Source organism: Dickeya dadantii NCPPB 898 (assembly GCF_000406145.1).
GTDB classification, from domain to species: Bacteria; Pseudomonadota; Gammaproteobacteria; order Enterobacterales; family Enterobacteriaceae; genus Dickeya; species Dickeya dadantii.
In genome coordinates, this window is record NZ_CM001976.1 from 3411031 (window position 1) to 3437554 (window position 26524).

The 26524-nt window shown below is 56.0% G+C and carries 23 protein-coding genes, 1 tRNA gene and 1 pseudogene; 13 read left to right on the forward strand and 12 right to left on the reverse strand.

Going from position 1 to position 26524, the window contains the following annotated elements:
* Nucleotides 1-395: 395 nt before the first annotated feature.
* Together DDA898_RS15320 and DDA898_RS15325 are read left to right on the forward strand one after the other, a co-directional pair.
* Nucleotides 396-1679, forward strand: a complete 1284-nt coding sequence (locus DDA898_RS15320; protein ID WP_038901728.1) for an HAAAP family serine/threonine permease — start codon at nucleotides 396-398, stop codon at nucleotides 1677-1679.
* Between the two features lie 62 nt (nucleotides 1680-1741).
* Nucleotides 1742-3112, forward strand: coding sequence for an L-serine ammonia-lyase (locus DDA898_RS15325; RefSeq protein WP_038901729.1), 1371 nt, complete (start codon nucleotides 1742-1744; stop codon nucleotides 3110-3112).
* 60 nt (nucleotides 3113-3172) lie between these two features.
* Here DDA898_RS15325 and DDA898_RS15330 read toward each other — a convergent pair whose 3' ends face one another.
* The 5 genes from DDA898_RS15330 to DDA898_RS15350 all read right to left on the reverse strand — a co-directional run bounded on the left by DDA898_RS15330 (nucleotide 3173) and on the right by DDA898_RS15350 (nucleotide 9993).
* Nucleotides 3173-3613, reverse strand: a complete 441-nt coding sequence (locus DDA898_RS15330) for a helix-turn-helix domain-containing protein (RefSeq protein ID WP_038911645.1) — start codon at nucleotides 3611-3613, stop codon at nucleotides 3173-3175.
* Between the two features lie 219 nt (nucleotides 3614-3832).
* Nucleotides 3833-4393, reverse strand: coding sequence for a DUF4879 domain-containing protein (locus DDA898_RS15335; protein ID WP_171851672.1), 561 nt, complete (start codon nucleotides 4391-4393; stop codon nucleotides 3833-3835).
* Between the two features lie 967 nt (nucleotides 4394-5360).
* Nucleotides 5361-6176 carry a phosphate ABC transporter ATP-binding protein PstB gene (gene pstB / locus DDA898_RS15340; RefSeq protein ID WP_033111984.1) on the reverse strand — a complete coding sequence of 272 codons (816 nt, stop codon included), beginning with the start codon at nucleotides 6174-6176 and terminating at the stop codon, nucleotides 5361-5363.
* Between the two features lie 17 nt (nucleotides 6177-6193).
* Complete coding sequence (pstA, locus tag DDA898_RS15345) at nucleotides 6194-7840, reverse strand: phosphate ABC transporter permease PstA (RefSeq protein ID WP_038911646.1); 1647 nt, start codon at nucleotides 7838-7840, stop codon at nucleotides 6194-6196.
* Nucleotides 7837-9993 (reverse strand): ABC transporter permease subunit, encoded by a 2157-nt coding sequence (locus tag DDA898_RS15350; protein WP_038911647.1) that lies wholly within the window; start codon nucleotides 9991-9993, stop codon nucleotides 7837-7839. Before DDA898_RS15350 ends, pstA begins: the two co-directional genes overlap by 4 nt.
* Nucleotides 9994-10214: 221 nt before the next feature.
* Between DDA898_RS15350 and ppk1 the strand changes: the two genes are divergently transcribed.
* The 3 genes from ppk1 (at nucleotide 10215) to DDA898_RS15365 (ending at nucleotide 14681) form a co-directional block, all read left to right on the forward strand.
* Nucleotides 10215-12284 carry a polyphosphate kinase 1 gene (gene ppk1 / locus DDA898_RS15355; RefSeq protein ID WP_038911649.1) on the forward strand — a complete coding sequence of 690 codons (2070 nt, stop codon included), beginning with the start codon at nucleotides 10215-10217 and terminating at the stop codon, nucleotides 12282-12284.
* Nucleotides 12285-12288: 4 nt separating this feature from the next.
* Nucleotides 12289-13818, forward strand: coding sequence for an exopolyphosphatase (gene ppx / locus DDA898_RS15360; RefSeq protein WP_013318887.1), 1530 nt, complete (start codon nucleotides 12289-12291; stop codon nucleotides 13816-13818).
* A gap of 596 nt (nucleotides 13819-14414) precedes the next feature.
* Entirely contained in the window at nucleotides 14415-14681 is a 267-nt protein-coding gene (locus DDA898_RS15365) for a DksA/TraR family C4-type zinc finger protein (protein WP_038911650.1), read from the forward strand.
* A gap of 48 nt (nucleotides 14682-14729) precedes the next feature.
* Here DDA898_RS15365 and DDA898_RS15370 read toward each other — a convergent pair whose 3' ends face one another.
* On the reverse strand, nucleotides 14730-15158 hold the full coding sequence (locus DDA898_RS15370) for a universal stress protein (RefSeq protein WP_013318890.1): 429 nt from the start codon (nucleotides 15156-15158) through the stop codon (nucleotides 14730-14732).
* Between the two features lie 210 nt (nucleotides 15159-15368).
* Between DDA898_RS15370 and DDA898_RS15375 the strand changes: the two genes are divergently transcribed.
* Nucleotides 15369-15731, forward strand: coding sequence for a DUF4186 domain-containing protein (locus tag DDA898_RS15375; RefSeq protein WP_038911651.1), 363 nt, complete (start codon nucleotides 15369-15371; stop codon nucleotides 15729-15731).
* A 19-nt stretch (nucleotides 15732-15750) separates the two neighbouring features.
* Here the strand turns inward: DDA898_RS15375 and DDA898_RS15380 are convergent, their stop codons facing one another.
* Together DDA898_RS15380 and DDA898_RS15385 are read right to left on the reverse strand one after the other, a co-directional pair.
* Nucleotides 15751-16275, reverse strand: a complete 525-nt coding sequence (locus DDA898_RS15380) for an isochorismatase family protein (protein WP_038911652.1) — start codon at nucleotides 16273-16275, stop codon at nucleotides 15751-15753.
* A gap of 171 nt (nucleotides 16276-16446) precedes the next feature.
* Nucleotides 16447-16534 (reverse strand) — tRNA-Ser (locus DDA898_RS15385).
* Between the two features lie 225 nt (nucleotides 16535-16759).
* Between DDA898_RS15385 and yccA the strand changes: the two genes are divergently transcribed.
* Both yccA and tusE read left to right on the forward strand, forming a co-directional pair.
* Nucleotides 16760-17419 carry an FtsH protease modulator YccA gene (gene yccA, locus DDA898_RS15390; protein WP_022634365.1) on the forward strand — a complete coding sequence of 220 codons (660 nt, stop codon included), beginning with the start codon at nucleotides 16760-16762 and terminating at the stop codon, nucleotides 17417-17419.
* Between the two features lie 165 nt (nucleotides 17420-17584).
* A complete protein-coding gene (gene tusE / locus DDA898_RS15395; protein ID WP_013318894.1) occupies nucleotides 17585-17914 on the forward strand; it encodes a sulfurtransferase TusE in 330 nt (109 codons plus the stop codon).
* Between the two features lie 18 nt (nucleotides 17915-17932).
* On the opposite strand, the gene yccX is transcribed toward tusE, so the two are convergent.
* A complete protein-coding gene (yccX, locus tag DDA898_RS15400) occupies nucleotides 17933-18211 on the reverse strand; it encodes an acylphosphatase (RefSeq protein WP_038901737.1) in 279 nt (92 codons plus the stop codon).
* Between the two features lie 203 nt (nucleotides 18212-18414).
* Here yccX and hspQ point away from each other — a divergent pair, with 203 nt between their 5' ends.
* Entirely contained in the window at nucleotides 18415-18723 is a 309-nt protein-coding gene (gene hspQ / locus DDA898_RS15405; protein ID WP_013318896.1) for a heat shock protein HspQ, read from the forward strand.
* Nucleotides 18724-18829: 106 nt separating this feature from the next.
* Here hspQ and DDA898_RS15410 read toward each other — a convergent pair whose 3' ends face one another.
* Nucleotides 18830-19243, reverse strand: coding sequence for a CoA-binding protein (locus tag DDA898_RS15410; protein ID WP_038911653.1), 414 nt, complete (start codon nucleotides 19241-19243; stop codon nucleotides 18830-18832).
* Nucleotides 19244-19527: 284 nt separating this feature from the next.
* Between DDA898_RS15410 and DDA898_RS15415 the strand changes: the two genes are divergently transcribed.
* Entirely contained in the window at nucleotides 19528-20175 is a 648-nt protein-coding gene (locus tag DDA898_RS15415; RefSeq protein WP_038911654.1) for a DUF2057 family protein, read from the forward strand.
* A gap of 127 nt (nucleotides 20176-20302) precedes the next feature.
* Complete coding sequence (locus tag DDA898_RS15420) at nucleotides 20303-20761, forward strand: methylglyoxal synthase (protein ID WP_038911655.1); 459 nt, start codon at nucleotides 20303-20305, stop codon at nucleotides 20759-20761.
* 78 nt (nucleotides 20762-20839) lie between these two features.
* Here DDA898_RS15420 and helD read toward each other — a convergent pair whose 3' ends face one another.
* Nucleotides 20840-22897, reverse strand: a complete 2058-nt coding sequence (gene helD, locus DDA898_RS15425) for a DNA helicase IV (RefSeq protein ID WP_038911656.1) — start codon at nucleotides 22895-22897, stop codon at nucleotides 20840-20842.
* Nucleotides 22898-23050: 153 nt separating this feature from the next.
* On the opposite strand from helD, the gene DDA898_RS15430 reads away from it, so the two are divergent.
* Both DDA898_RS15430 and yccS read left to right on the forward strand, forming a co-directional pair.
* On the forward strand, nucleotides 23051-23497 hold the full coding sequence (locus tag DDA898_RS15430; RefSeq protein WP_013318901.1) for a YccF domain-containing protein: 447 nt from the start codon (nucleotides 23051-23053) through the stop codon (nucleotides 23495-23497).
* Nucleotides 23498-23515: 18 nt separating this feature from the next.
* A pseudogene (gene yccS, locus DDA898_RS15435) lies at nucleotides 23516-25712 on the forward strand (YccS family putative transporter).
* Here yccS and DDA898_RS21805 read toward each other — a convergent pair.
* Nucleotides 25709-26338, reverse strand: a complete 630-nt coding sequence (locus DDA898_RS21805; RefSeq protein WP_013318903.1) for a TfoX/Sxy family DNA transformation protein — start codon at nucleotides 26336-26338, stop codon at nucleotides 25709-25711. The pseudogene yccS and the gene DDA898_RS21805 overlap by 4 nt on opposite strands.
* Between the last annotated feature and the right edge of the window lie 186 nt (nucleotides 26339-26524).

Below are 26524 nucleotides of genomic sequence, written 5' to 3' on the forward strand. Positions count from 1 at the left end.
TATTTTCGCAGTTTCCAAAATAAATATGTTTCATTGGTTATTTATTCTACCTGTTGTTATTCACCATGAAATATATTTCCGCTTTATTACTCGATTTATTACCCCCTCAATTAACCGCATTAACGCATCAAAAAAGATACCGCCGGAAATAAATTATTTAACGCATCAATCCTGATATTTTATTTTTAATTGATTGGGGTTAAAATAATTGACCTTAATTCATTTGTGTGATCGCCTCACTATTATTCTCCAACGGTCAGGATATAGAATGCAGCCACAAAAAAGATTACCCCGATTCACATGATGTCTCGTGTGACACCTGCGAATTATCTCTGTATTGGCCTGCAGCCGGTACGGTATTTTTTATACTCTGTGTTCACCAAGGAGAAACACGCATGAGCACAATTCAAGACAGCAGTCAGGTACTGGAGCAAGCTTCAGGCTGGCGTAAAAGCGATACCGTCTGGATGCTGGGCCTGTATGGCACGGCAATTGGGGCGGGCGTGCTGTTTTTGCCCATCAATGCCGGCATTGGCGGTCTGATTCCGTTGATTATCATGGCAATTATTGCTTTCCCGATGACTTACTTTTCTCACCGCGCATTATGTCGTTTTGTCTTATCCGGCAAAAAAGGCGGTGAAGATATTACCGAAGTGGTGGAAGAAGCATTTGGCGTTGGCGCAGGAAAATTAATCACCCTGCTCTATTTTTTCGCTATTTATCCGATTCTTCTGGTTTACAGCGTCGCCATTACCAATACCGTTGACAGCTTTATTACTCACCAGTTGCATTTACCGTCGCCGCCGCGGGCGATTCTGTCGCTGATATTGATTCTGGGGCTGATGTTTATTGTCCGTTTCGGCGAAACCATGATTGTGAAAGCCATGAGCGTGCTGGTTTATCCGTTCGTGGCGGTATTAATGATGTTGGCGCTGTATTTAATTCCTCACTGGAACACCACGGTTTTCCACAATATTTCCCTGACCAACAGCACCACCGGCAACGGACTGCTGGCGACGCTGTGGCTGGCGATTCCGGTGATGGTGTTCTCCTTCAACCATTCGCCGATTATTTCGTCTTTCGCGGTGGCCAAACGCCGTGAATATGGCGACAACGCCGAGAAAAAATGCTCCCGCATTCTGGCCTGCAGCCACATCATGATGGTGCTGACCGTGATGTTCTTCGTATTCAGTTGCGTACTGGCGCTCTCGCCGTCGGACCTGATGGAAGCCAAAACGCAGAACATCTCGATTTTGTCCTATCTGGCTAACCACTTTAACAACCCGGTAATGGGCTATCTGGCGCCGGTCATCGCCACCATCGCTATTTCCAAGTCGTTCCTCGGCCACTATCTGGGCGCCGGCGAAGGCCTTAACGGTATGATGGTGAAAATGCTGCGCAGCCGCGGCAAAACCGTCTCGACCGCTAAACTGAACCGCATCACCGCGCTGTTCATGCTGGTCACCACCTGGCTGGTCGCCACTCTCAACCCCAGCATTCTGGGCATGATTGAAACCCTGGGCGGCCCGGTGATCGCCTGTCTGCTGTTCCTGATGCCGATGTACGCCATCCGTAAAGTGCCGGCTATGCGCCAGTACAGCGGCGCGCTGAGCAATGTGTTCGTCACCCTGCTGGGTCTGATCGCCATCACCGCCATCGTCTACACCCTGTTCGAGTAATTCCTCCGTCCCCTCCCGACGCAGGCGGCCCGGCTGCCTGCGTCAGCTGAAAGGAACCCCCTATGGTCAGCGTATTTGATATTTTCAAAATTGGTATCGGCCCTTCCAGTTCGCATACCGTTGGCCCGATGAAAGCTGGCAACATGTTCACCGACGATCTGGTCAACCTGTCTCTAATTTCATCGGTTGACGCCATTATCGTCGATGTTTATGGTTCGCTGGCCCTGACCGGCAAGGGCCACCACACCGACATCGCCATCATTATGGGGCTGGCGGGTAACCTGCCGGACAGCGTGGATATCGACGCCATCCCGGCATTTATTCAGCAGGTACAGCATACCCGTCGCCTGCCGCTGCTTAACGGACGGTACGACGTCAGCTTCCCGCTGGACAGCGCGCTGCGTTTTCAGCCGGAGAACCTGCCACTGCATGAAAACGGCATGACGATCCGCGCGCTCGACGCCAGCCAGAAGGTGCTGTACAGCAAAACCTATTACTCCATCGGCGGCGGTTTCGTGGTCGATCAGGAACACTTCGGCCAGCCGATGGCGCAGGAAGAGCGTGCGCCCTGGCCGTTCTATTCCGCCCGGCAATTACTGCAGCACTGCCACGACAACTGCCTGTCGCTGTCGGCGGTGGTGATGAAAAACGAGATCGCCATGCACGGCCGTGACGCGCTGGAAGCCTATTTCGCCAGCGTCTGGCAGACCATGCAAAACGCCATTCATCGCGGCATGAACACCGAAGGCGTGTTGCCCGGCCCGCTGCGGGTTCCGCGTCGCGCCTCGGCGCTGCACCGCCTGCTGTTCACCAACGGCCGTTTTTCCAACGACCCGATGGACGCGATGGATTGGGTCAACATGTTCGCCATGGCGGTATCGGAAGAAAATGCCGCCGGCGGCCGGGTGGTGACGGCGCCGACCAACGGTGCCTGCGGCATCATTCCCGCCGTCCTGGCGTATTACGACCGGTTTATTCAACCGGTGACGCCGGACACCTGTCTGCGTTATTTTCTGGCGGCCGGCGCCATCGGCATCCTGTTCAAGATGAACGCCTCCATTTCCGGGGCGGAAGTGGGCTGTCAGGGCGAAGTGGGCGTAGCCTGCTCAATGGCGGCGGCCGGTCTGGCGGAACTGCTGGGCGCCAACCCGGAACAGGTGTGCATCGCCGCGGAGATCGGTATGGAACACAATCTTGGGTTGACCTGCGACCCGGTGGCCGGTCAGGTTCAGGTGCCGTGCATCGAACGCAACGCTATTGCTTCCGTCAAGTCGATCAACGCCGCCCGCATGGCGATTCGCCGCGCCAGCGAACCTCGTGTCTCGCTGGATAAAGTGATTGAAACCATGTACGAAACCGGCAAGGACATGAACGCCAAATACCGCGAAACCTCCCGCGGCGGGCTGGCGATCAAAGTGGTGCAGTGCGAGTAAATCGACAGTCGCAGGCAGTGAAAACAGACTCACGCGCCGGGCTAATGCCCGGCGTTTTTTTCAGGAAGGTTTTTTCTCGTTGTCCGGCCAGGACCAGATCAGGTTGTTTTCCGCGGCGGAAACATACCAGTCAAGCGCGCTGGCGACCGGTTTGGGCATCGACTCCGATGCAACGACCGGCGTGGACGCGCCGGTGTTTTTCTTGCGTATGCGCAACGGCGTACGCGCTTGCCCGCCATTCAGCCGCGCATTGAAATTTTCGACTTCGGTATCAAACAGCACGCCTTCCAGCTGATGCAGACGATTCAACCCGCGCAAAATCGCCAGCAGGCTGCTCAGGGTAATCGACTCGCCCATTTCCGCCCGCTTGATGGTGGCGATGCCCAGCCCAGCCCGCTCGGCCAGATCCACCTGCGATAACCGCTGCTGGATACGCGCGTCTTTTATCCGCCGACAAAGCTCGGTGATGATTTCACCTTCGCTCATGGTGCTGAATCTCATAATGCCTACCGTTAATACGCGTGAATGAAAACCGACGTTATTTTATCACCGCCGGGATCAATCACACGGATAATTAATGACGCGTATCAATTATTTTGATCCAACACATAAAATACCACTCAATACGCCCATTTATCGGACTCAGGTACGTTATTTCCGCCTGATGAATCACGCAGCTTAAAACAACAGGCAGCGCATGCGCTGCCTGTTATATGGCACTTACTGAATATTGAGCGACGTGCTCAAAGTACGATTCGGGAAATTGGTCGACGTGGATTGATAACGGAATGTCACCGACGACATATTGTCTGCATTGAAATACGCCATCCAGCCCGAAACGATGGAGCCAGCCGGGCAGCTTTCGGTATAACGGCCACTGACAACACAAACGGGGTTAACCTGATACGGGCTGGTTTGCCCGCCGTTCAGCCAGCCAATGCGGTTACCGCCATACCCCACTTCCAGCACGGCAATGCGCAGTGTTCCACCGGCATAACCTGACAACGAGAGGGTATTTGTCGGAACAGCCTGCCAGCCGCCTTTCAGTGAGGAATACACCGCGTACACCTGCACTGAACTCAACGCCGGAGCCGGCGCACGCAGCGCTTTATGTTCAGAAGAGGACACATCCTGTTCTGAACCGGCCGACAGCGGATAATCGACAAACGGAGAATCGAGCGCGGTAATCACGGTTTGTACCGGCTCATCAGAGGTTTGAGCATAAACTGGCGATATTGCCGCCACGACCATACCCAGCGTAAAACCTATTTTTATAGACATTCTCATCCTGAGTGGTTCCATTAAAATATGCAGCCCATTGCTGCAATGAAATACTAATCAGCATAAAAAATTGCCTCCAGTAAAAAATTCAGATAAAGAACACCATTTAAGAAACAAATAAAAATAAAAGAAAAAATAAATACCAGACGAAAAATAAAGATCCAGATCTATTGACCAGAAAATATTACCGTCGGTTCATTTCTTGAATTTACTCTCTCTAATCTCAGGAGGCGATGGCATAATAACGTGCGGCGGACACGATACACATGGGGATTTCGAATACTGCCTGCGGAAAAATAGTAAAATACGCAATCCATCCCGCGCTCGTCGCACCTCAGGGGCAATTATCCGTCATCTCGCCCTTCACCAGACACGCCAGTTTCACCGAATCAGGTTTCTTTTGTTCACCGTTGATCCAGCCAATACGGTTGCCGCCCTACCCGGTTTCCACAACAGCAATCTGCAGTGTGCACCCCGCGTAGTCCGGGCCTATCGTAACGGCGTTAACGGCAGCATGTTGCCAGCTTTCCGCCATATAACCCGGAGAACACCTTAATACGTAACCCACTCAGAGCAGGCGCACTGAACGCGGAAGACGTTGTAGCCAGAAGCAATTCCAAAGCCAGCCCCATATTTATAGACGTTTTTATCCCTGGCGATTCCATTTAAATATACAGCCAATACTGCGGAAGAAATAGTAATTCACCTAATCAATTCCATCTAGTCAAAAGTAGGCATAATTAATTTTGGTTATGTGATAAATAAAATAAAGCTGACACAGATCAAATAAAGGAAATCAGTGAAATTGGCGACATGGCCACCGCAGAAGAAAAATTTTATTTATCTTTATTTTTCAGCGCTATCTTTATTTAATTGAAGTATACGGTTGCGAGAAAATGAACTTGTCACCGCACAGAATAGTAAACAGAACGCCTCACGAAAACTGCCGTTCTCGTGAGGCGCCGGGTTAACCGAAACGGCCGGTAATATAGTCTTCGGTACGACGTTCGGCCGGAGCGGTAAACAGTGCGTCGGTTTCGTTATATTCGATCAGTCGGCCGTGATGGATAAACGCCGTATAATCGGACACCCGCGCCGCCTGCTGCATATTGTGGGTCACCAGCACCAGCGTGAAGCGGCGTTTCAGCGCGCCGATTAGCTCTTCGATCACCAGCGTCGAGATCGGGTCGAGCGCCGAGGTGGGTTCATCCAGCAGCAGCACCTCTGGTTCGATGGCGATGGCGCGCGCAATCACCAGCCGCTGCTGCTGGCCGCTGGAGAGCGTCAGCGCGTTGTCGCCGAGCCGGTCTTTTACCTCATGCCACAAGGCCGCGGCCCGCAGCGCGTTTTCCACCGCCTCATCCAGGGTACGCCGGTCTTTCACACCCTGCAGGCGCAGGCCGTAAATCACGTTTTCGTAGATGGATTTGGGGAATGGATTAGGGCGCTGGAACACCATGCCGACCCGGCGACGCAGCGTCGACACATCCACCGACGGATCGTTGATGCACATGCCTTGCAGACGGATATCACCTTCAATGCGACAGGTATCCATCAGGTCGTTCATGCGGTTAAAACAACGCAGCAAGGTGGATTTGCCGCACCCGGACGGCCCAATCAACGCGGTCACGCGGTGCTTCGGAATACGCAGGGATATATCGCTCAGCGCCTGCTTATCGCCGTAGTACAAATTCAGCCCGTCTACCGACAAGGCGGTTTGATCATCCGGCAACCGGTGGACGTCCATCACGGGGAGTCGTTCCAGCTGTTTAGCCATGCCCATCACTATTCTCCCGCCACTCAGAGTGACATCGCTCGGTATTTTTCACGCAGCACATGGCGAATGCCAATCGCTGCCAGATTCAACGCCACCACAATCAGCACCAGCAACAGCGCGGTGGTGTACACCAGCGGACGGGCAGCTTCCACATCCGGACTCTGAAACGCCAGATCATAAATCTGGAATCCCAGGTGCATGAATTTCCGCTCCAGATGCAGGTAGGGAAAGATATCATCCACCGGCAGCGCCGGCACCGACTTCACCACACCCACCAGCATCAGCGGCGCGGTTTCCCCCGCCGCCCGCGCCACCGCCAGAATCAGCCCGGTCATCATCGCCGGCACCGCCATCGGCAACACCACGCGCCACAGGGTTTCCGCCCGTGTCGCCCCCAGCGCCAGCGAGCCATGACGAACCGATACCGGAATACGCGATAATCCCTCTTCGGTGGAGACTATCACCACCGGTAGCGTTAACAGCGCCAGCGTGAGCGACGCCCATAGCAACCCCGGCGTGCCGAAGGTCGGGTTAGGCAACGATTCGGCGTAAAACAACTGATCCAGCGTGCCACCGACCAGATAAACAAAAAATCCCAGCCCGAACACGCCATAAACGATCGACGGCACCCCGGCCAGATTCGCCACGGCGATCCGCACCCAGCGCGTCAGGCTGTTGTTGTCGGCGTACTCGTGCAGATAGACCGCCGCCACCACCCCCAACGGCATCACGATAATCGACATCAAAATAACCAGCAGCACGGTGCCGAAAATCGCCGGAAACAGCTGGCCGGGGCTGCTGTCGTCCGGCTCGAACCGGGTCAGCATGGTGCCCAGCACCTGCAGCGTCTGCCGTGCTTTTTCGGCGAACGTCATCGCATTCGGGTACCACGCCCGGTCGATCATCCTGACCGGAATGGTATGCCGCTGCCCTTGCGCATCCCGCAGCAGAACGGCGCTCCGGTTGATGTCGGTATTGAGCGCCATCAGTTGCTGGTTAAGCTCGTTGAAATGACGCTCCAGCTCAGTGCGTTCGGCTTTGAGGCGCGCCTGCGCTCGATCGTCCAACCGGTTTTCCCGGCGCAGTTTCTCTTCCTGCAGCCGCAGCGCGTCGAACTGCTGGTTAACCCGGTTCATCTCCCCCAGGCGCAGAGTCTGGGCGCGCGCCATCAACTGCCGCACCAGCAAAATACGTTGTTGCAGCGTCGACGACAGGTTGTCGGACACCAGCGGCTGCCCGTCCTCGGTCATACCGTCAAGATAACCATAGGCCATACCGTTGGTGTTGCGGCGCACCGCCAGCACATCCGCCGGCTGACTAGCCTCCGTCACCGACGTGGACAGCAGCGTCTGAAAGCTTTGGCCGTAAAACTCCCGCCACCCGGTTTTAAGCAGATAACGGCTAGCGCCGTCGGCGGGCGCACTCACGATGCCGGCGTCCGTCAGTTGTTGCCGGGTCAGAGGCTGCTCGTCGTAGCGCTCGCCGATCAGTTGCCGCGCGCTGCCCTGCGAATCCTGCAGGCTAAACAGCCACACCGGCTGCGGCCACAGATAGCGCGTGCTCTGCCCGACCAGCAGCGCAAATACCGCGATCATGGCGATCAGGCTGAAGGTAATGGCGGACGCCGTCAGCCATACCCAGGGCGTTCCGGTGCCGAACCAGCGCCTCATGACAATTCTCCTTCATCGCGGTAGCGGCGACGCAGACGCTGGCGAATCACCTCCGCCAGCGAATTGACCACAAAAGTAAAGATAAACAGCACCAGCGCGGCCAAAAACAACACCCGATAATGCCCGCTGGACATCGCCGCTTCCGGCATTTCAATGGCGATATTGGCCGCCAGCGATCGTAACCCCTGAAACAGGCTATTGTTCGTAACCGGCGTGTTGCCGGTCGCCATCAGCACAATCATGGTTTCGCCCACCGCGCGGCCAAAACTGAGCATCAGGGCGGCGAAAATACCGGAGCTGGCCGACGGCAGCACCACCCGCCACAGCGTTTGCCACGCCGTCGCGCCCAGCGCCAGCGAGCCCTGGCTCAGCCGCGCCGGCACGCTGAACAGCGCATCCTCCGCCAGCGAAAAAATCAGCGGGATCAATGCAAACCCCAGCGCAACCCCGGCCACCAGCGTATTACGCTGGCTGAAATGATCGCCCATCCACTGCCAGAGCGGCTGCCCCAGCAAATGCATTTCCAGCCACGGCGCCAGCCAGCAGGCCAACGCCAGCATCAGCAACATCGCCGGTATCAGCAGTAATGCGTCCCAGCCCGCCGACACGCCGCGCCGCCAGCGGTCGGGCAGTTGTTCCAGTAACCAACCGCATCCCAGCACGGCCACCGCCCACATCGGCGGCAGCAGCAGAATAGCGGCCAGATAGGCGGCCATGTGCGGCGCCAGCCACAGCGCGGCAATCAACCCGATCACCACCGTCGGCAACGCGCCCATGATTTCCATTGTGGGTTTGACCCAGCGCCGCAGCGCCGGCGCCATAAAGCAGGCGGTGTAAATCGCGGCGGCCAGCGCCAGCGGCGCGGCGAACAGCATGGCGTAAAGCGCGGCTTTGAAGGTGCCGGTCAACAACGGGACCAGACTGAATTTAGCCTGATAACTGTCGTCAGCGGCGGTAGGCTGCCAGACATAATCAGGCTCGGGATAGTTTTCATACCAGAGTTTCTGCCATAACCCGCGCCAGCCGATATCCGGGTAAGCGTTATCCAACTGATAGGGTTGCCAGCCGGCGTCCGTTTCCACCAGCAGCGCCCGCCCGCGCGGAGAAAACGTCGCCAGCCGGGCCTGTGGCGCCAGTAAAGCGCTCATCAGCTCGCCGGATTGTTTGCTGGCGAACAGCGAGAAATGTCCTTGAGGATCGAGGGTGGCGAACACGCGACGACGCGGCTCAATTACCAGTTGCAGCTCACGCCCGACCGTGGGGAAAGCTCGAATCTCGCTCAGACGCGGCCCTTCCGCCGCCGGGGTATCGAACCACTGGCTGACGCGCCCATCGGCGGATTTCACCAGCAACGAATGACCTCCAGCCAGCAGCGCTAACGATAACGGTGCGGTTCCCGGCAACGTCACCGTTTCGCGAGCGGTAAGCGCTTGCTCACCGTGTTGCCACACCGTCAGGCGGTTGCCGTTCAGGGTATACAGTTGCTGCCCGTCCGGCGTCAGCAGCAGTTGCTCCGCCGGTTCGGCCAACGCGGTCTGCCCGGCTGGCTGCGCACCGGCGGACGTCAGCGTATAGAGTTGCAATCGGTTATCGCCGTCAACCATCGCCACCCGCAGCACATCGACTGACTCAGCCACCGCCAGTTGCCGTAGCGGCGGCACCGCGCCGACCGGCAGAAGCGGCCGCTCACCCAGCGGGTATCGCCATTGCGGCGCGCCAGCGCCGGACAGCGGCATGTCCGGGCGCACCACGCTCAGCGCGCCGTCAGCCTGCCCCAGGACCAGTAGCGGGCGCTCACCTACGCTCATCGCCACCCGCGTTACCGCCGGGGTTAACGGCACGCGAGCTATCGACTGCCCGCGTTCAAGGGCGATGAATTCGCCGTAACCAGTCGCATCCACCCGGAACGCCCAGCGCCCGTTGTCGCTGATGCCGAGCGCCAGCGCCGGTTCGCGGGTATCGACCGCCACCGGCGCCAGCGGCCGAATCGACGCAGAGAAAAATAACGGAATCACCACATACAGCAGATAGAAAAAGATCAGCAGCAGCGCCAGCAACACCAGCCACCCGCTCCCCACCACAATCCGGCGCGTCAGCCGGTCGATCAACGCCCGCTGCCTGTCCCGGTAAGGTAAATTGCCTGTGTCTGCCATGCGTCGCCGTTGTTCCTGCCGTTCGTGAATCTGTCCGTCCTCTTGCGTTAATCAAGGGGAAGTGAAATTTCCCGTCGCCGACGGGGTAACATATGTTGCCTTTACGCCTGTAATATGACAATGGTAAGTCGATACGCGCATTCGCTTTTATCGTCATTTGCGCGCCATAATGAACGTGGATATTAGCTACACTTAAGTCAAAATAGTGTAACGGAGCGACAATGAGTCAGGACAAACTCTACATAGAAAAAGAGTTGAGTTGGTTATCCTTTAATGAACGTGTGTTGCAGGAAGCCGCGGACAAAACCAATCCATTGATCGAACGGATGCGGTTTCTCGGCATCTATTCCAGCAACCTGGACGAGTTCTACAAAGTTCGCTTTGCCGACCTGAAACGCCGCATCCTGATCAACGAAGAACAAGGCTCCGCTGGCGAACTGCGCCATCTACTCGGCAAAATTCAGACCCGAGTGCTGAAAACCGACCAACTGTTCGACAACCTGTACAACGAACTGCTGCTGGAAATGGCCCGTAACCAGATCTTTCTGGTGAACGAGCGTCAGGTTTCCCCCAACCAGCAAATCTGGCTGCGCGAATACTTCCGGCAAAACCTGCGCCCGCATATCACGCCGATTCTGATTCTGCCGGAAACCAATCTGGTGGAGTTTCTGAAAGACGATTACACCTACCTGGCGGTGGAAATCATTCGGGGCGAGAAGACCGATTACGCACTGCTGGAAATTCCGTCCGACAAGGTGCCCCGTTTCGTCGACCTGCCGCCGGAAGCGCCGCATCGCCGCAAGACCATGATTCTGATCGATAACATCTTGCGCTATTGTCTGGACGATATTTTCCGCGGCTTTTTCGATTTCGACGCGCTCAACGCCTACTCGATGAAAATGACCCGCGACGCCGAATACGATCTGGTCACCGAAATGGAATCGAGCCTGCTGGAACTGATGTCCTCCAGCCTGAAACAGCGTCTGACCGCCAAGCCGGTGCGCTTTGTCTACCAACGCGACATGCCGGACGCGATGGTGGAGTGCCTGCTGAATAAGCTGGATATCTCCTCCTACGACTCGGTGATCCCCGGCGGACGCTATCACAACTTCAGAGACTTCATCGGCTTCCCGAATATCGGCCGCGCCAATCTGGTCAACAAGCCGCTGCCGCGCCTGCGCCATAGCTGGTTCAGCCAGTTCCGCAACGGTTTTGACGCGATTCGCCACCGCGACGTGCTGCTCTACTACCCGTACCATACTTTCGAGCATGTGTTGGAACTGCTGCGTCAGGCATCTTTCGACCCGAGCGTGTTGTCGATCAGAATCAATATCTACCGTGTGGCGAAAGATTCCCGCATCATCAACTCGATGATCCACGCCGCCCACAACGGCAAAAAGGTCACCGTGGTGGTGGAACTGCAGGCGCGCTTTGACGAAGAAGCCAACATCCACTGGGCCAAACGGCTGACGGAAGCGGGCGTTCACGTTATCTTCTCGGTGCCGGGGTTGAAGATCCACGCCAAGCTGTTCCTGATTTCCCGCAAGGAAGGGGACAACATCGTGCGTTATGCTCATATCGGCACCGGCAACTTCAACGAGAAAACCGCGCGTCTGTATACCGATTACTCGCTGCTCACCGCCGACGAACGCATCACCAACGAAGTGCGCCGGGTGTTCAACTTCATTGAAAACCCGTACCGGCCGGTCAGCTTCGACCATCTGTTGGTGTCGCCGCAAAATTCCCGCGATCGTCTCTATCAGATGATCGACCGGGAAATGGCTAACGCCCAGGCGGGTCAGGAAGCAAAAATCACCCTTAAAATTAATAATTTGGTGGATAAAGGACTGGTAGATCGCCTGTACGCCGCGTCCAGCGCCGGGGTGAAAATCAACCTACTGGTTCGCGGCATGTGCTCGCTGATTCCAGAACTCCCCGGGATCAGCGATAATATCCGCGTCATCAGTATTCTGGACCGCTATCTGGAGCACGATCGCGTCTATGTGTTCCACAATGGCGGCGACCACAAGGTCTTCCTGTCGTCCGCCGACTGGATGACACGCAATATTGATTACCGTATCGAAGTCGCGGTGGAAGTGCTTGATCACAGGCTGAAGGGCCGGGTGCTGGACATTCTGGATATTTTGTTCAGCGATACGGTAAAAACCCGTGTGGTAGACAGGGAACAGAGCAATCGCTACGTCACCCGCGGCAACAGGCGCAAGATACGCGCCCAGAATGCCATCTATGACTATATCAAGGCGCTTGAGCAACCCGGAGAACAGGCCTGACCCAATGCCTTTAACGAATCACAATACCGAACAACCCCAGGAATTCGCGGCTATCGACCTGGGGTCCAACAGTTTCCATATGGTGGTCGCCCGCGTCGTCAATGGCGCACTGCAGGTGCTGAGCCGCCTGAAACAACGCGTGCACCTGGCCGACGGGCTGGACAGCCAGAACCGGCTGAGCGAGGAATCCATCCAGCGCGGGCTGAGCTGTCTGGCGCTGTTTGCCGAGCGATTGCAGGGCTTTCCCGCCACTAACGTGTCGATTGTTGGTACTCATGCACTGCGGCAGGCGGTCAACGCGCAGGATTTTCTGCGCCGCGCCGCCAGGATTATCCCTTACCCGATCGAGATCATCTCCGGTCATGAAGAAGCCCGTCTGATCTTCATGGGGGTGGAACACACCCAGCCGGAAAAAGGCCGCAAGCTGGTGATCGACATCGGCGGCGGTTCCACTGAACTGGTGATCGGCGAGGACTTCGAACCGATACTGGTGGAAAGCCGTCGCATGGGTTGCGTCAGCTTCGCCCAGCAGTTTTTCCCCAACGGCGAAATCAGCGAGGCCAACTTCCGGCGCGCCCGGCTGGCGGCGGCTCAGAAGCTGGAAACGCTGGCGTGGGAATACCGTATCTACGGCTGGGACTATGCTTTGGGCGCCTCCGGCACCATCAAGGCCACCTGCGAAATTTTGGTGGCGATGGGGGAAAAGGACGGGCTGATCACCCCGGAACGGCTGGAAATGCTGCGCGAACGCATCCTGCAATTCAAAAACTTCCGCGCGGTTAGCCTGCCCGGTCTGACCGAAGATCGTCAGAGCGTGCTGGTGCCGGGCTTCGCCATCCTGTGCGGCGTGTTCGACGCGCTCGCAATCAAGGAGCTACGCCTGTCGGACGGCGCCCTGCGCGAGGGGGTGCTGTACGAAATGGAGGGCCGCTTCCGCCATCAGGATATCCGCATCCGTACCGCGCAAAGTCTGGCCAGCCACTACAATATCGACCGGGAACAGGCGAAACGCGTGCGGGAAACCGCTGAACAGCTTTATGCCCAATGGGCGCAGCAGAATCCGTCGCTGGTGCACCCGCAGTTGGGAGCGCTGCTGAAATGGGCGTCCATGCTGCATGAGGTAGGGCTGGGCATTAACCATAGCGGTATGCATCGTCATTCGGCCTACATTCTGCAAAACACCAACCTGCCGGGTTTCAATCAGGAGCAGCAGCAGTTGCTGGCCCTGACGGTGCGGCTGCATCGCAAAGCCGTCAAGCTGGAGGAGTTGCCGCGCTTTAACCTGTTCAAGAAGAAGCAGTACCTGCCGATGGTGCAGCTGTTGCGCCTCGCTACCCTGCTGAACAACCAACGCCAGGCCACCACCACGCCGAAAACGCTGCGCCTTATCGCCAGCGAAACCGCGTGGACGCTGATCTTCCCGCAAGGGTTCTTCAACCAGAACATGCTGGTGCAGCTTGATCTGGAACGGGAACAGCAGTACTGGGAAGACGTTAGCGGCTGGAAATTGCACATCGAAGAAGAGCTGGTCTGACTGTTTTCCAGGCCGGCGGCGCCTTTGGGTTTGCTGTCCGGCCTGTTATTACGGTGTCTTTGCTTTTTTCCGTGATATCCATCACGGAATTATCCTCAACAGCACGTCTGGCTACCCTCCTCCGCGCTTTTTGTCCCACTCACGTTGACCATCCCGTAGGCTTGTGCCTAAATAAAATACAGCGAATGTCCGCGATAAACAGGAAAACGAAGAATCATGGCCACTATTACTCATAAACGGCGCATAGCCCTGCGTCAGCGACGACGATCCGGTACGCGCATAGCCCGTACTGTACTGATGATTAGTTTTATTATTCTGCTTGGTCGTTTTGCCTATTCCGCCATCGGCGCTTTTCTCCATCACCAGAACACACAGCAACCACGTGTCGAACAACCTGTCGCCTCAACGAGTGTGACTCCCCAACGCGAATAGCATCCGCCCTCGGTGATGCTGTTGATGTCGTGACATATTAACGAAAGCTATTGCCCCAGAGCCGTAGCCGGGTGACGTTATGCTTTTTACGCCCCCGCACGTTCCATCCGCGCATTTCATGCCATACTCAAAATTCGGTTTCATATTGAAAACAGAGGTACGTCATGGCCAGTGGCTGGTCGAATGACGGTGCAGTACAAGAGCAAATCGACGCGACGGTGGACGATGCCATCGCCCGCGCCCGCAGCCTGCTGCATCAGGGCGATAGCGCAGAATATTGCGAAGAATGCGGCGAAACCATCCCGCAGGCGCGCCGTCTGGCGCTACCGGGGGTTCGCTTTTGCGTACAGTGTCAGGAAAAGCTGGATAAGAAGCAGGCCGTCAATAGCGGTTATAACCGACGCGGCAGCAAAGACAGCCAGTTACGTTGAAAGACGAGGCCGACAATGTCAGCGTGACACCGGGCCCCGCCCGCCGGGTTACCTCACCACCAGCACCGATGTCTGGGCATGGCGGACAATCGCCGCTGCGTTCGACCCCAGCAAGTAGGTCTTCACATTCGGGCGACGCGAGCCAATCACAATCAGATCGGCTTCAATTTCCTGAGCCAGTTCCAGCACTTCATCGCGCGGAATGCCGAAACTGATACTGTGAGACAGCTTGTCCGCCGGCAAATCAATGGTTTTCATCAAGGTATGCAGTTTCTCATCCGCTTTGATCACCGCCTCATTCTCAAACTCCTTGATGCCAAACGAGTACGCCGACATGAATGCCGACGCGTCAGGCAGCGCATGAAACAGGTGAATGGTAGCGCCGGATTGCCTGGCCAGCGCCACGGCATGTGACAACGCCTTTTGGGTCAACGCTTCTTCATCAATATCCACGGGTACTAAAATAGTCTTATACATCATTGCCCCCTTGAGTTAGCCGCCGTTGTATTGAAAGCGTAGTCCCGTTTGCCGCCGTGCGATGTCGTTTTTAAGCTATTTGTGAAGCGACGCCGGATTTACGCCATAACATTACCAATACAATACAAATGGTTATCCGACGGTTCTTGCCCTCCTCCGGCGTCGGGAGTAGTCTTGCCTCACTCAGACCATTACCCACGGATTCCGGGCATGACAACACTTGATGAGCTGTTTTTCCGGCTGTCACGCTCCCGTTTCCGCCAGCGTTTTCATCTGGGCGCCAAAGAGCGCGACTATTGTTTCAGCAAAGGCAAAATGCTGATTGCGTCTCACGCCGCCGATTTTATCTCCCAACGGCTGGCGCCGGCGGAACCCGCCAACGACGGTAAACAAACCCCGATGCGCGGTCATCCGGTGTTCATCGCTCAGCACGCCACCGCGACTTGCTGTCGTGGCTGTCTGGAGAAATGGCATCACATCGGCCAGCACCGCCTGCTGAGCGATGACGAACAGCGTTACATCGTCGAGGTGATTCTGCGCTGGCTCGAAAACGACCTGCTCAAATCACCTTAAAACGCGTTCAGCGCACGCATCAGACCTGAGCCTGCCACTCCCGCAGAATAACCTCGGTGTCTTCCACCCGCAGCGTATTGCCGGGAATGATGAAATCGCGCCAGACATCGTTATGCTGGGCAATCAACTGCGCCGCACTCACCGCCCGGCGGTCCGCCGTGGTATGGGCATCGCCCGCTATCGTCTGGGCATAACCGCGGCTGGCGGCATTTTTGATGGTGGCATCGACACAATAATCGGTAGCACAGCCACCTACGGTGAAATGCCGGATATCAAGACGATTCAGCACGTCTGCCAGTTCGGTGCGGTAAAACGCGTCACAGGCGGTTTTAGTAACGGATATCGCGTTCGCAGGACGATGCAGCGAGGGCAACAACTGCCATGCCTCGCTGCCGGGCGGCATATCCGCGTCCGCATGCTGAATAAAAATGGTCTGATCCGCCGCGTCAATCAACCGATTGATGCGCTCAACGACGATATCCTGCTGATAACGCGGCGTGGCAAACACCCCGTTCTGCATATCAACAACGATTAACACCCGCATGCTTTTCTCCAGAACCGATGGTTCAAAGCACTATCATACTGCTTTGCAGGGCATACTGCTTCGCCGGATGGCCGGTGTAACCACATGAATGGAAATTAAAAGCGAGGTTGAAAACGGGGAAATCAGCGCAAACGAAAACGGGCCAGCATAATGCTGACCCGTTAAGAATTTTGGCGGAGGAGTAGAGATTCGAACTCTAGAACGCTTTCGCGTCGCCGGTTTTCAAGACCGGTGCCTTCAACCACTCGGCCACTCCTCCGCAACGACGCGAACTATAAACAGTGTGCCGAATATTGTAAAGCGACACATCGCTCAATCGACTGAAAAACAGGCAACAACTAATTGAAAGCGTACAAAATCGCCATCAGGCTCAAACTTTTATCGTCAACAGCGTAAAGAAGGGTAAAACGGCTTTAATAACATAATGCAACTACTTACTCTCTTTAAAGACAACAATGGCCCCCTTAATAGAGAGAGTCGTTATATGGACCGCATTATTGCTTCCTCCACACGCGAGCAATCGCTGCTCAGTACCCACAAGGTACTTCGTAATACCTATTTCCTGCTGTCGCTGACGCTGGGTTTCTCCGCCGTCACCGCCACCCTTAGTACCGTGCTGAACCTGCCGTCGCCGGGTCTGATCCTGATGCTGGTCGGTTTTTACGGTCTGATGTTCCTGACCTATCGTCTGGCGGACCGCCCGGCCGGTATTCTGGCTGTGTTCGCGCTGACCGGCTTTATGGGTTATACCCTCGGCCCATTGCTGAGCTCGCTGATCGCCGCCGGCGCCAGCGACATTATCATGCTGGCATTGGGCGGCACGGCACTGGTGTTCTTCTGCTGCTCCGCCTACGTGCTGACCACCCGTAAGGACATGTCTTTCCTGTCCGGCATGCTGATGGCTGGCTTCGTGGTGCTGCTGGTGGCGACGATTGCCAACCTGTTCCTGAATCTGCCGGGGCTGCATCTGGCGATCAGTGCGATGTTTATCCTGTTCTCCGCCGGTGCGATTCTGTGGGAGACCAGCAACATCGTCCACGGCGGCGAAACCAATTACATTCGTGCGACAGTCAGCCTGTATGTCTCCATCTACAACCTGTTTGTCAGCCTGTTGAGCCTGTTGGGAATGTCACGCAGCGAGTAACCGAGCGCCTGTAACAGACGCAGCCAGACAAGGCGCCTTCGGGCGCCTTGTTGTTTTTCCGCGGCATGTTAAAACGGCACGTTTCAAAGCGCGTCATGCGTCATCTTCTGTGTTCGCCACAAAGTTTGCTAGACTAGGCGCGTTTTCACGTCATACCGAGGCAATATGTTAGTGTTTGAAGACCGGGTCATCGATACCGATGCCCAGGGATATCTGAAAGACAGCAGCGACTGGCAGGAAGGCATGGCCCCCATGCTGGCGGAACAGGAAGGCATCACGCTCACGGATGCGCACTGGGAAGTCGTGCGCTTTGTCAGGGCGTTTTACCTCGAATTCAATACCTCGCCCGCCATCCGTATGCTGGTTAAAGCGATGGCTCAGAAATACGGCGAGGAGAAAGGCAACAGCCGTTATCTCTACCGTCTGTTTCCCAAAGGCCCGGCCAAACAGGCGACCAAAATTGCCGGGCTGCCGAAGCCGGTGAAATGCATTTGAATATTCAGGCGCGCGCCTTCAATAGCGAATGGTAAAATCGCGCGCATCGGTGGCGGGGTGCGGCTCCATCAACACCTTGTCCACCCGGGCATGACGCGGCCCACCCTGCTTCAGCCAAGCCGCCAGTTGCTCTACGGCATCCGCTTCGCCACTGGCGACGACTTCCACACTGCCGTCATCGCAGTTTCTGACGTAGCCGCGCACACCCAACTGGCGAGCCTGCATTTGGGTGTGATAGCGAAATCCTACTCCCTGCACCATTCCGTAAACCCAGGCAATCACGGATACCGTCGACATCTTTCCCTCCTCAATCGCCACCGTATACAGTGTAAAAATGCATCAGAGTTAACGCATTTTTGCCAGCGTTCGGCCTATTATTAATACAATAAAAAGATCGACTGGCTAAGCCGTCCTGATGAAGATCGCCACCGCACCTGATGACTTGAAAACCACGCGTCATCCCCCATTTAAGGTACGTAATACGTTTCTCGGGAGGTTGTATGATTAACTGTAAATTCACCATCGGACAGCAGATTCGTCATAAGCTACTGGGATACCCCGGCGTCGTCATCGACATTGATCCTGAATACTCCCTTGAGCAGCCGAAGTGGGAGGAGCTAGCGGTCAATGACACCCTGCGAACGGCGCCCTGGTATCACGTGGTGATGGAAGATGAACAGGGCCGCCCTATTCACACCTATCTGGCGGAAGAGCAACTGGTCAATGAAGACCCCAACCCTTCCGAACATCCATCGCTGGATGAACTGGCCGCCACTATCCGGCGCCGCGCCCCGCGCCTGCTGCACTAATATGTCATGATTGCGGCGTGTGTTTGCCGTCAGCCCTGCGTTTAACGCCAATATTGTTTTTTACCGGAAAACCGTATTTTCTTTAGCGGAAAAGTGGCATGCCGGCCTATTTTTCCAGCCCTAACCGGGGAATTTCGATTTTCGGGCAACGATCCATCACCACCGTCAACCCCGCGTCATGCGCCAGTACCGCTGCGGCTTCGTTGATGACGCCAATTTGCAGCCACAGTACCCGCGCACCGATAGCTATCGCCTCCTGAGCGACTTCAAACGCCGCGTCCGGCTGGCGAAAGACATCGACCATATCAACCGGTTCCGGAATATCGCCCAGTGACGCATAGGCGGTTTGCCCCAGCAGGGTTTGCCCCGCCAGACGAGGGCTAACCGGAATCACCCGGTATCCCTGCCCAAGCAGATAGGCCATCACCCCGTAACTCGGGCGAGCAGGATTCTCGCTGGCCCCGACCAGCGCAATGGTTTTCACCTGATTCAGTATCGCTTTAATAGCGTTGTCTTGCATGGTTGCCTCCGCGACCGTTGACCCTATAAGCGCCCGCTCTCAGGCATGATGCCGGAAAAACCGAAGGCGCCAGGGCACTGCCTGCTATCAGTGTAACGCAGAATACCAGCGCCGATACGTCGTGCCGGCAAAATCCATCGGCAGGCGCATTACAAGCGCATCGTGCTGCCTGACGGCCTATCTGCCCGAGGACTTATTAATAACCAAATATTTCATTTTTAAAATTTTGACACATTCTGTTCATTACTGAACAATACGGCGATAAGATCCGTAATGAGGCATGTATGAAAACGATTCCCGCTATCGCCGCCACGCTGTGGTTGCTCACGCTCAGCTCTCTGGCGATGGCGACGACGCTGAAACTCAGGCCTGATATTGAACTGATGATGGTCGATGGGAAAAAGGTTTCCGGTTCGCTGCTCAACGGCGCAGATAGCCTCGAACTGGAAAAGGGTTATCATCAAATCGTTTTCCAGGCGCTGCGAACGGTTGGGTCATCCGGTGGGACAAAACAGACTTATCGCTCACCCGGTTTGATTGCCGTCTTCGACGCACACAACCTTAATGAAGTTTCTATCCGCCTTTCGGACCTGGAAAGCCCGAATGCGCAGCGGGATTTCAGCCAGTCCCCCGATTATCAACTGGTAGACAGCAAAAGCCAGTCTATCCCGATCCGCACCGATGTGTTGCGCGCTGGCGAAGTAGAACTGTCCGGTGAAATCGAAAAACGTATGGCCGACTACAATCGTTCGAGTCAACCCGCGGCCGTTATTACCTTCGCGCAGCACTCCCCCGCAAAGGCTACCGTCACTACCAGCACGCCGGCCAATCCGCTGGATCCGCTCGGCATCATGCAATACTGGTTTCAGCAATCCGACAAAGGCACGCGCCAGCGATTTCTGGAATGGGCGAGAGAAAGGGAAGCCCAATAAGTATGCTGATTTTACAGACAAAAAACGCTGTTTTTGGAAAGATGCTCGCATTTTTTCAGTCTGCCGCTTTCCACTGAAACTCTGTTTCCGTAATCTGTGAAAACTATACTGTTCGAAGGATGTCGCCATGGAGTACACCACCCGCACAATCGAGGTGCACAAGCACATTGCACTGGTTGCGCATGATCACTGTAAAGAATCGCTGCTGGAATGGGTTAGCGCCAACAAGACCCAACTGGCGGAACACCATTTGTATGCGACCGGCACCACAGGCAACCTGATTCAGCTACACACCGGCCTGCCGGTCAGAAGCATGCTAAGTGGGCCGATGGGTGGTGATCAGCAGGTGGGCGCCCTGATCTCCGAGGAGAAAATCGACATGCTGATTTTTTTCTGGGATCCGTTGAACGCCGTGCCGCATGACCCCGATGTCAAAGCGCTGTTGCGCCTGGCAACGGTGTGGAATATCCCGGTCGCCACCAACCGTTCCACAGCAGACTTCCTGATTAACTCCACACTGTTCCGTCAGCCGGTTTCCATCACGATCCCGGATTATCAGCGCTACCTTCAGGGGCGCCTGAAGTAACCGCCGTTTTTCCGCCAGAGCTGCTGGCCGGCTACCCGGCCAGTTTTCCCTTCAGAAAATAAACCAATAGCGTTACCGTTAGCCCGGCTTGCGCTGCATCGGCACGCCCAGTTGATGCAAGTCGTCCACAAACACCGAGGGTTCGTCACGATCGTACAGCAGCCACACCTGATGTTTCGCCCTGGTCAACGCCACATATAACAAGCGGCGCTCTTCCGCATCCGGGAAAGGCTCCGGTCGTGGCAACAATACCGCTTCCAGCACCGATTCACGCGGTGGCGCAGGAAAACCGTCACGCCCTTCATGCAGCCCCAGCACAATCACATAGTCCGCCTGCTGCCCCTTGCTGGCATGAATAGTCATGAAATCAAGCTGCAAATGCGGCCAGCGGGTCGGCGCCTTTTCCAGCGCATCAGGCCGTAAATGGTGATAACGCGCCAGCACCAGAATGCGCGCTTCCGTAGTCACATACCCACTCATCTTGTCCAGCAAGGCCTCAAGCTGCTCCTGCGGCAGCAACACCACCGATTTTTTATTGCCGTCTCGCAGGCTGTTGAGTGTTTTTTTCAGCTGGGCTGGGTTTTGTTGAATGAAGCGGCCGGCGATATCGCCAATACGGTGATTAAAGCGATAAGTGGTATCCAGCACGCACTGCGCGCCTTCGCCAAAGTGCTGTTCAAATGCCGTGGTGAGCGTCAGCTCAGCGCCGCTGAAACGGTAGATCGCCTGCCAGTCATCGCCAACCGCAAACAAACTGCTGTCGGGATCCTGCCGTCGCAGCGCATCCAGCAAGCGGGCGCGCTGGGGAGAAATATCCTGAAATTCGTCCACCAGAATATGTCGCCACGGACTGACAAAACGTCCTTTGTCCAGGAAGTTGATCGCCTGATGGATCAAGCCGGAAAAATCCACCGCGCCTTCATCTTTCAACGCTTTTTTCCAGGCTTTCAGCAAGGGCGCCATTAACCGCAACCGTTGCTGAAACAGCGGACGCGTTTCGTCATCGGCCAGCGCCAGCATCTCGCTCTGGGTGCCGCCCTGCATCCGCATCAGCCCCAGCCACCGCTCCAGCCGGCCGGCCAGCCGCGACGCGATAGCCGCATCCTGCCAGAAATTTCCCTCAGGCAGCGTCCACTCCAGTTCTTCGGTCAGCCACTGTCGCCATCCTTTCGCCTGGGTTTTCTTTTCGTCGCACTGCTGCTGCCAGTGCTGGATCAAAAATGCGCGCCGATGCGCGCCGTCGGTTTCCAGTTGGCTGATCACCGGTGCCTTGCGGCTGCACTGCTGAATGATGTGCAGCGCCAGCGCATGAAAGGTCTTGGCCTGAATATCGTCGGTGTGCAGCCGTTCACGAATACGGCCGTTCATTTCATCCGCCGCCTGCCGGCCAAACGCCAGCAACAGGATCTGTTGCGCCGACGCTTCGGCCCGATGCAGCAACCAGGCGGCACGCGCCACCAACACCGACGTTTTGCCGCTGCCGGCGCCGGCCAGCACCAGCACGGCGTTTTCGCCATTCACCACAGCCTGACACTGGCTGGGATTCAACGGCGAACTTTCTACCGAATCGAAAAACGCTTTCTGCTCTATCAGAATCGTTTCCATCCAGCGCTGGTTGGCTTGCAGACGTAATGCCTCCCCCTGTTCCAGCCAGCGCAGACAACGCTGATAGTTGTCCCGGCAATGCTCAAACTCGTCCAGACGCGTCAGCGGCAGCGGTAACGCGGCGAATCCCGCCCGAATATCCTGCTGCACACGCGCCAGCGCCTGACGGCTGAACCAGCCATCCGCCGTTTCCTGATTCGCAATCGTGTCCACCAGCTGTTGCAATACGTCTTTGCAGACATCGCTCATCTCCTGGCTCCAGCACTGCCAGGACTTGAACAGATGGCGGAAAAACTGCTGGGTCTCCTGCCACTCCGTACCGTGCAGGCGCACCACCTTGTTTTCCGGCAACTCGAACTCCAGCTCGCCCCAGATCAACCCTTTCTTGCAGCGAATCGCCAGCAATTGATTAAAAGGAATGAGATATTCATGTCGCTCACCGCTAACATTGACGCCGGCATTCAGCAATTGCACACGGTTGTAGGGATGCTGTGCCAGATGCTTACCCAACGAGGTCGATTTCAGTTCCATGAGCCCTGTGCCATTTTCAGAAGAAATGTTCAAAGTTGTAGTGTAACCGCTATCCGACTTCGCGCTCTAGCCAGAAAAACACGTTAGAATAACCCGGCTAATAATGTGATAATTCGTTTCCCGTCATAGGGTTTGACCGAGGGTAGTCATATCATGCGAGCCGTACTTAATATCCTGAATTTCGTGCTGGGCGGTTTTTTCACCACGCTCGCCTGGCTGCTGGCCACCGCCGTCAGCATTGTGCTGGTATTTACCCTGCCGCTGACGCGCTCATGCTGGGAAATCACCAAACTGTCTTTGCTGCCATACGGCAATGAAGCCATCCATATCGATGAGCTGCGTCCGGAGCAGAAAAGTTCGCTGCTCAACGCCGGCGGCACGTTGCTGAATGTCTTCTGGCTGGTTGTTTTCGGCTGGTGGCTGTGCCTGTCGCATATCGTCAGCGGAATCGCCCAGTGCCTGACGATCATCGGCATTCCGGTCGGGATCGCCAACTTCAAAATTGCCGCCATCGCCCTCTGGCCGGTGGGGCGTCGCGTGGTGTCGGTGGAAGAGGCGCAAGCCGCCAGAGAAGCCAACGCCCGTCGGCGTTATCAGTAACCGAAACGGACCATCATCGTGCAACTGAGCGTTTCGACCAGCCTGCGGCGAGTCATCTACAACAGCGGTTGGCTGTATAACCTGCGGATCCTGATCGCGCTCAGCGGCGTGGCGTTCCTGCCCTGGTGGCTGGGTGTTCCCACCAGCACCATTCCCCTGGCGCTGGGCGTGGTGGCCGCCGCCCTGACCGATCTTGATGACCGGCTGTCCGGCCGCCTGTTTAATCTGCTGATTACACTCGCCTGCTTTCTGGTCGCATCGGTGTCGATCGAACTGCTCTACCCGCACCCCTGGTTATTTGTCGTCGGCCTGGCGATCTCGACCTGGAGCTTTATTCTGCTGGGCTCGCTGGGGCAACGCTACGCCACCATCGCTTTCGGCGCGCTGCTGATCGCCATCTACACCATGCTGGGCATTTCGCTTTACAGCGACTGGTATCAGCAACCGTTTCTGCTGTTGCTGGGCGCGTTGTGGTACAACTTGCTGACCCTGCTCGGCCACCTGCTGTTTCCTATCCGGCCGCTGCAGGACAATCTGGCGCGCTGCTACCAGCAACTGGCTCACTATCTGGAAACCAAATCCAACCTGTTCGACCCCGATATCGACGACACCGATCAACCGCTGATCGACGTGGCGATGGCCAACGGTCAACTGGTGGATACGCTCAATCAGGCCAAAGCATCGCTGCTGACAAGGCTGCGAGGCGATCGCGGTCAGCGCGGCACCCGACGCACACTGCACTATTATTTTGTCGCGCAGGACATCCACGAGCGTGCCAGCTCGGCGCATATCCAGTATGAGCAGTTGCGCCATACCCTGCGCTACAGCGATGTGCCTTTTCGGTTCCAGCGCCTATTGTTCATGCTGTCCCGCGCCTGCCTGCAGGTCTCGCAGTCCATTTTACTGCAGCAAAAATACCAGCACGACTACCGTATCGAGCGTGCCTTCTCTCATCTGGACGCTGCAATCGACAGACTGGCGGTTCAAGGTGCGGAAACGTTATCCATCAAAGCGTTACGCCATTTGCTCAACAATCTGCGCGCGATTGACGCCCAGTTAATCAATATCCAGTCCGAGCAGACGCTCGAACGCCATAATCACCATCTCCCGGCAGAAAACCGACTATCGGACGATAAAATCGCCGGCTGGAGCGATATCAGGCTGCGCCTCAACCGCCATCTTACGCCGCAGTCGTCGTTGTTCCGCCACGCGGTGCGCATGTCGTTGGTACTGTGCATCGGGTACGCCATTATCCAGTTGACCGGTTTGCAACACGGCTACTGGATTCTGCTGACCAGTCTGTTTGTCTGCCAGCCTAACTACAACGCCACCCGCCGACGTTTAGCACTGCGTATTGTCGGTACGCTGGGCGGCGTGCTTATCGGCGTGCCGCTGCTGTATATCGTTCCGTCGCTGGAAGGACAACTGGCGCTGATTGTCATCAGTGGTGTACTGTTTTTCGCGTTCCGCACCGTGCAATACGCACAGGCCACGCTGTTTATCACCCTGCTGGTGTTGATGTGTTTTAATCTGCTGGGCGAGGGACTGGAGGTAGCCATTCCCAGAGTGGTCGATACCTTGCTGGGCTGTGGCATCGCCTGGGCGGCGGTCAGCTTTATCTGGCCGGACTGGAAATTTCGCGGCTTGCCTGCGGTGATCAACAAGGCTATGAACAATAATTGCCGTTATCTCGACGCTATCATGGTTCAGTATCATCAGGGCAAGGACAACGGACTTCCTTATCGGATTGCCCGCCGCGACGCCCACAACAGCGATGCGGAACTGGCTTCGGTGGTGTCCAACATGTCCGCCGAACCGCATGCCCGACCGAACACGATGGAAAATGCCTTCAGATTGATGTGCCTCAATCACACCCTGCTGGGGTATATCTCCACCCTGGGCGCGCACCGCGAACACATTCGTTCGGCCGAAACGCTACAGTTGCTGAATGATGCCGTCTGCTATGTCGACGACGCCCTGCATCAGGACAATGGCGACCAGGCCGCGCTGGACAGAGAACTGGACGCGCTGAAAAACCGCATCCATGCCCAGTCGCCAGAGCAGGACAGTAAAGAGCAGTTGGTATTGCAACAGGTTAATCTCATCATTGGCCTGCTGCCGGAGCTGACGCAGCTAAAAAACCAAGATGATTGCCGAAGAGAATCGACCACAGGAACCGATGCATCGCCATCGACAGCAGACCTCGGCGCGCTAATTGAGCCGGGGAGGCCTGAAAGCCCGCGGGCTGGTGTTCTCGAACCATTCAATCAGCTCGCTGCGCATGCCTTGCGGCAGCGCCGCCTGATGGACGCCGCAGATGGCGCCGGCCAGCGCCAGCAGCACATTAACGCTCAGATTCTGGCTGACGGAACGCAGTTTAAGATAGCTGGTTTTTGCCCCGAGCCGATGCAATTCATCGATATTTCTAATTCCCACTTTCCAGAGCAGTCGCTCCAGGTCGTGATTGATGTTCGGCAGGTCCTTCAGCCTGATGCAGCGTTTTTTGGCGGCTTTATCCTGCCGGGCCCCCTGAAGAGATTGTGACGCCAGTTCCAGCAGTCCCGACTCATCCCGCCAGAGCGCCTCACCCACCAGATAATAATTGAGCGGCACCGGCAGGCCGCGTTTGGTATAAATCAGTTTGGGCGTCTGCTGGTCAAGGAAAAAGTCCTCGTTATGCTGCGCCGCGCGCAAATAGAGTTCTCCGCTGGAGACCAGCGCAAAAATCACCCCGTCCGCGGCAATGCTGTAGCCGCCGAACTGAGATCGAGAGAGAATATTCCCCAGCGGGGCAAACACGATTTTTGCCTGCAAAATCCTTTTTTCACATAGCCCTTTCATTACTTTTTCCTTGTATTGAACGTTTTTTCCTGTTTACCAGAGACATCCGTAACTGGAACAATTAATTAAACACAGCAAAACTGCGTCTTCAAATACAAAAAATGTTATGCAGGCAACGACATAACGATTATGCGAAGCGCTTTCAGAAATTCCGGTTGATCTTTGCTCACACAAAAGATACTGTAC

What these genes read in the sequence shown, in the direction of transcription:
- DDA898_RS15320 (WP_038901728.1), top strand. Translation starts at nt 396, where the DNA reads ATGAGCACAATTCAAGACAGCAGTCAGGTACTGGAGCAAGCTTCAGGC.
- DDA898_RS15325 (WP_038901729.1), top strand. Translation starts at nt 1,742, where the DNA reads ATGGTCAGCGTATTTGATATTTTCAAAATTGGTATCGGCCCTTCCAGT.
- DDA898_RS15330 (WP_038911645.1), bottom strand. Translation starts at nt 3,613, where the DNA reads ATGAGATTCAGCACCATGAGCGAAGGTGAAATCATCACCGAGCTTTGT.
- DDA898_RS15335 (WP_171851672.1), bottom strand. Translation starts at nt 4,393, where the DNA reads ATGTCTATAAAAATAGGTTTTACGCTGGGTATGGTCGTGGCGGCAATA.
- pstB (WP_033111984.1), bottom strand. Translation starts at nt 6,176, where the DNA reads ATGGGCATGGCTAAACAGCTGGAACGACTCCCCGTGATGGACGTCCAC.
- pstA (WP_038911646.1), bottom strand. Translation starts at nt 7,840, where the DNA reads ATGAGGCGCTGGTTCGGCACCGGAACGCCCTGGGTATGGCTGACGGCG.
- DDA898_RS15350 (WP_038911647.1), bottom strand. Translation starts at nt 9,993, where the DNA reads ATGGCAGACACAGGCAATTTACCTTACCGGGACAGGCAGCGGGCGTTG.
- ppk1 (WP_038911649.1), top strand. Translation starts at nt 10,215, where the DNA reads ATGAGTCAGGACAAACTCTACATAGAAAAAGAGTTGAGTTGGTTATCC.
- ppx (WP_013318887.1), top strand. Translation starts at nt 12,289, where the DNA reads ATGCCTTTAACGAATCACAATACCGAACAACCCCAGGAATTCGCGGCT.
- DDA898_RS15365 (WP_038911650.1), top strand. Translation starts at nt 14,415, where the DNA reads ATGGCCAGTGGCTGGTCGAATGACGGTGCAGTACAAGAGCAAATCGAC.
- DDA898_RS15370 (WP_013318890.1), bottom strand. Translation starts at nt 15,158, where the DNA reads ATGTATAAGACTATTTTAGTACCCGTGGATATTGATGAAGAAGCGTTG.
- DDA898_RS15375 (WP_038911651.1), top strand. Translation starts at nt 15,369, where the DNA reads ATGACAACACTTGATGAGCTGTTTTTCCGGCTGTCACGCTCCCGTTTC.
- DDA898_RS15380 (WP_038911652.1), bottom strand. Translation starts at nt 16,275, where the DNA reads ATGCGGGTGTTAATCGTTGTTGATATGCAGAACGGGGTGTTTGCCACG.
- yccA (WP_022634365.1), top strand. Translation starts at nt 16,760, where the DNA reads ATGGACCGCATTATTGCTTCCTCCACACGCGAGCAATCGCTGCTCAGT.
- tusE (WP_013318894.1), top strand. Translation starts at nt 17,585, where the DNA reads ATGTTAGTGTTTGAAGACCGGGTCATCGATACCGATGCCCAGGGATAT.
- yccX (WP_038901737.1), bottom strand. Translation starts at nt 18,211, where the DNA reads ATGTCGACGGTATCCGTGATTGCCTGGGTTTACGGAATGGTGCAGGGA.
- hspQ (WP_013318896.1), top strand. Translation starts at nt 18,415, where the DNA reads ATGATTAACTGTAAATTCACCATCGGACAGCAGATTCGTCATAAGCTA.
- DDA898_RS15410 (WP_038911653.1), bottom strand. Translation starts at nt 19,243, where the DNA reads ATGCAAGACAACGCTATTAAAGCGATACTGAATCAGGTGAAAACCATT.
- DDA898_RS15415 (WP_038911654.1), top strand. Translation starts at nt 19,528, where the DNA reads ATGAAAACGATTCCCGCTATCGCCGCCACGCTGTGGTTGCTCACGCTC.
- DDA898_RS15420 (WP_038911655.1), top strand. Translation starts at nt 20,303, where the DNA reads ATGGAGTACACCACCCGCACAATCGAGGTGCACAAGCACATTGCACTG.
- helD (WP_038911656.1), bottom strand. Translation starts at nt 22,897, where the DNA reads ATGGAACTGAAATCGACCTCGTTGGGTAAGCATCTGGCACAGCATCCC.
- DDA898_RS15430 (WP_013318901.1), top strand. Translation starts at nt 23,051, where the DNA reads ATGCGAGCCGTACTTAATATCCTGAATTTCGTGCTGGGCGGTTTTTTC.
- DDA898_RS21805 (WP_013318903.1), bottom strand. Translation starts at nt 26,338, where the DNA reads ATGAAAGGGCTATGTGAAAAAAGGATTTTGCAGGCAAAAATCGTGTTT.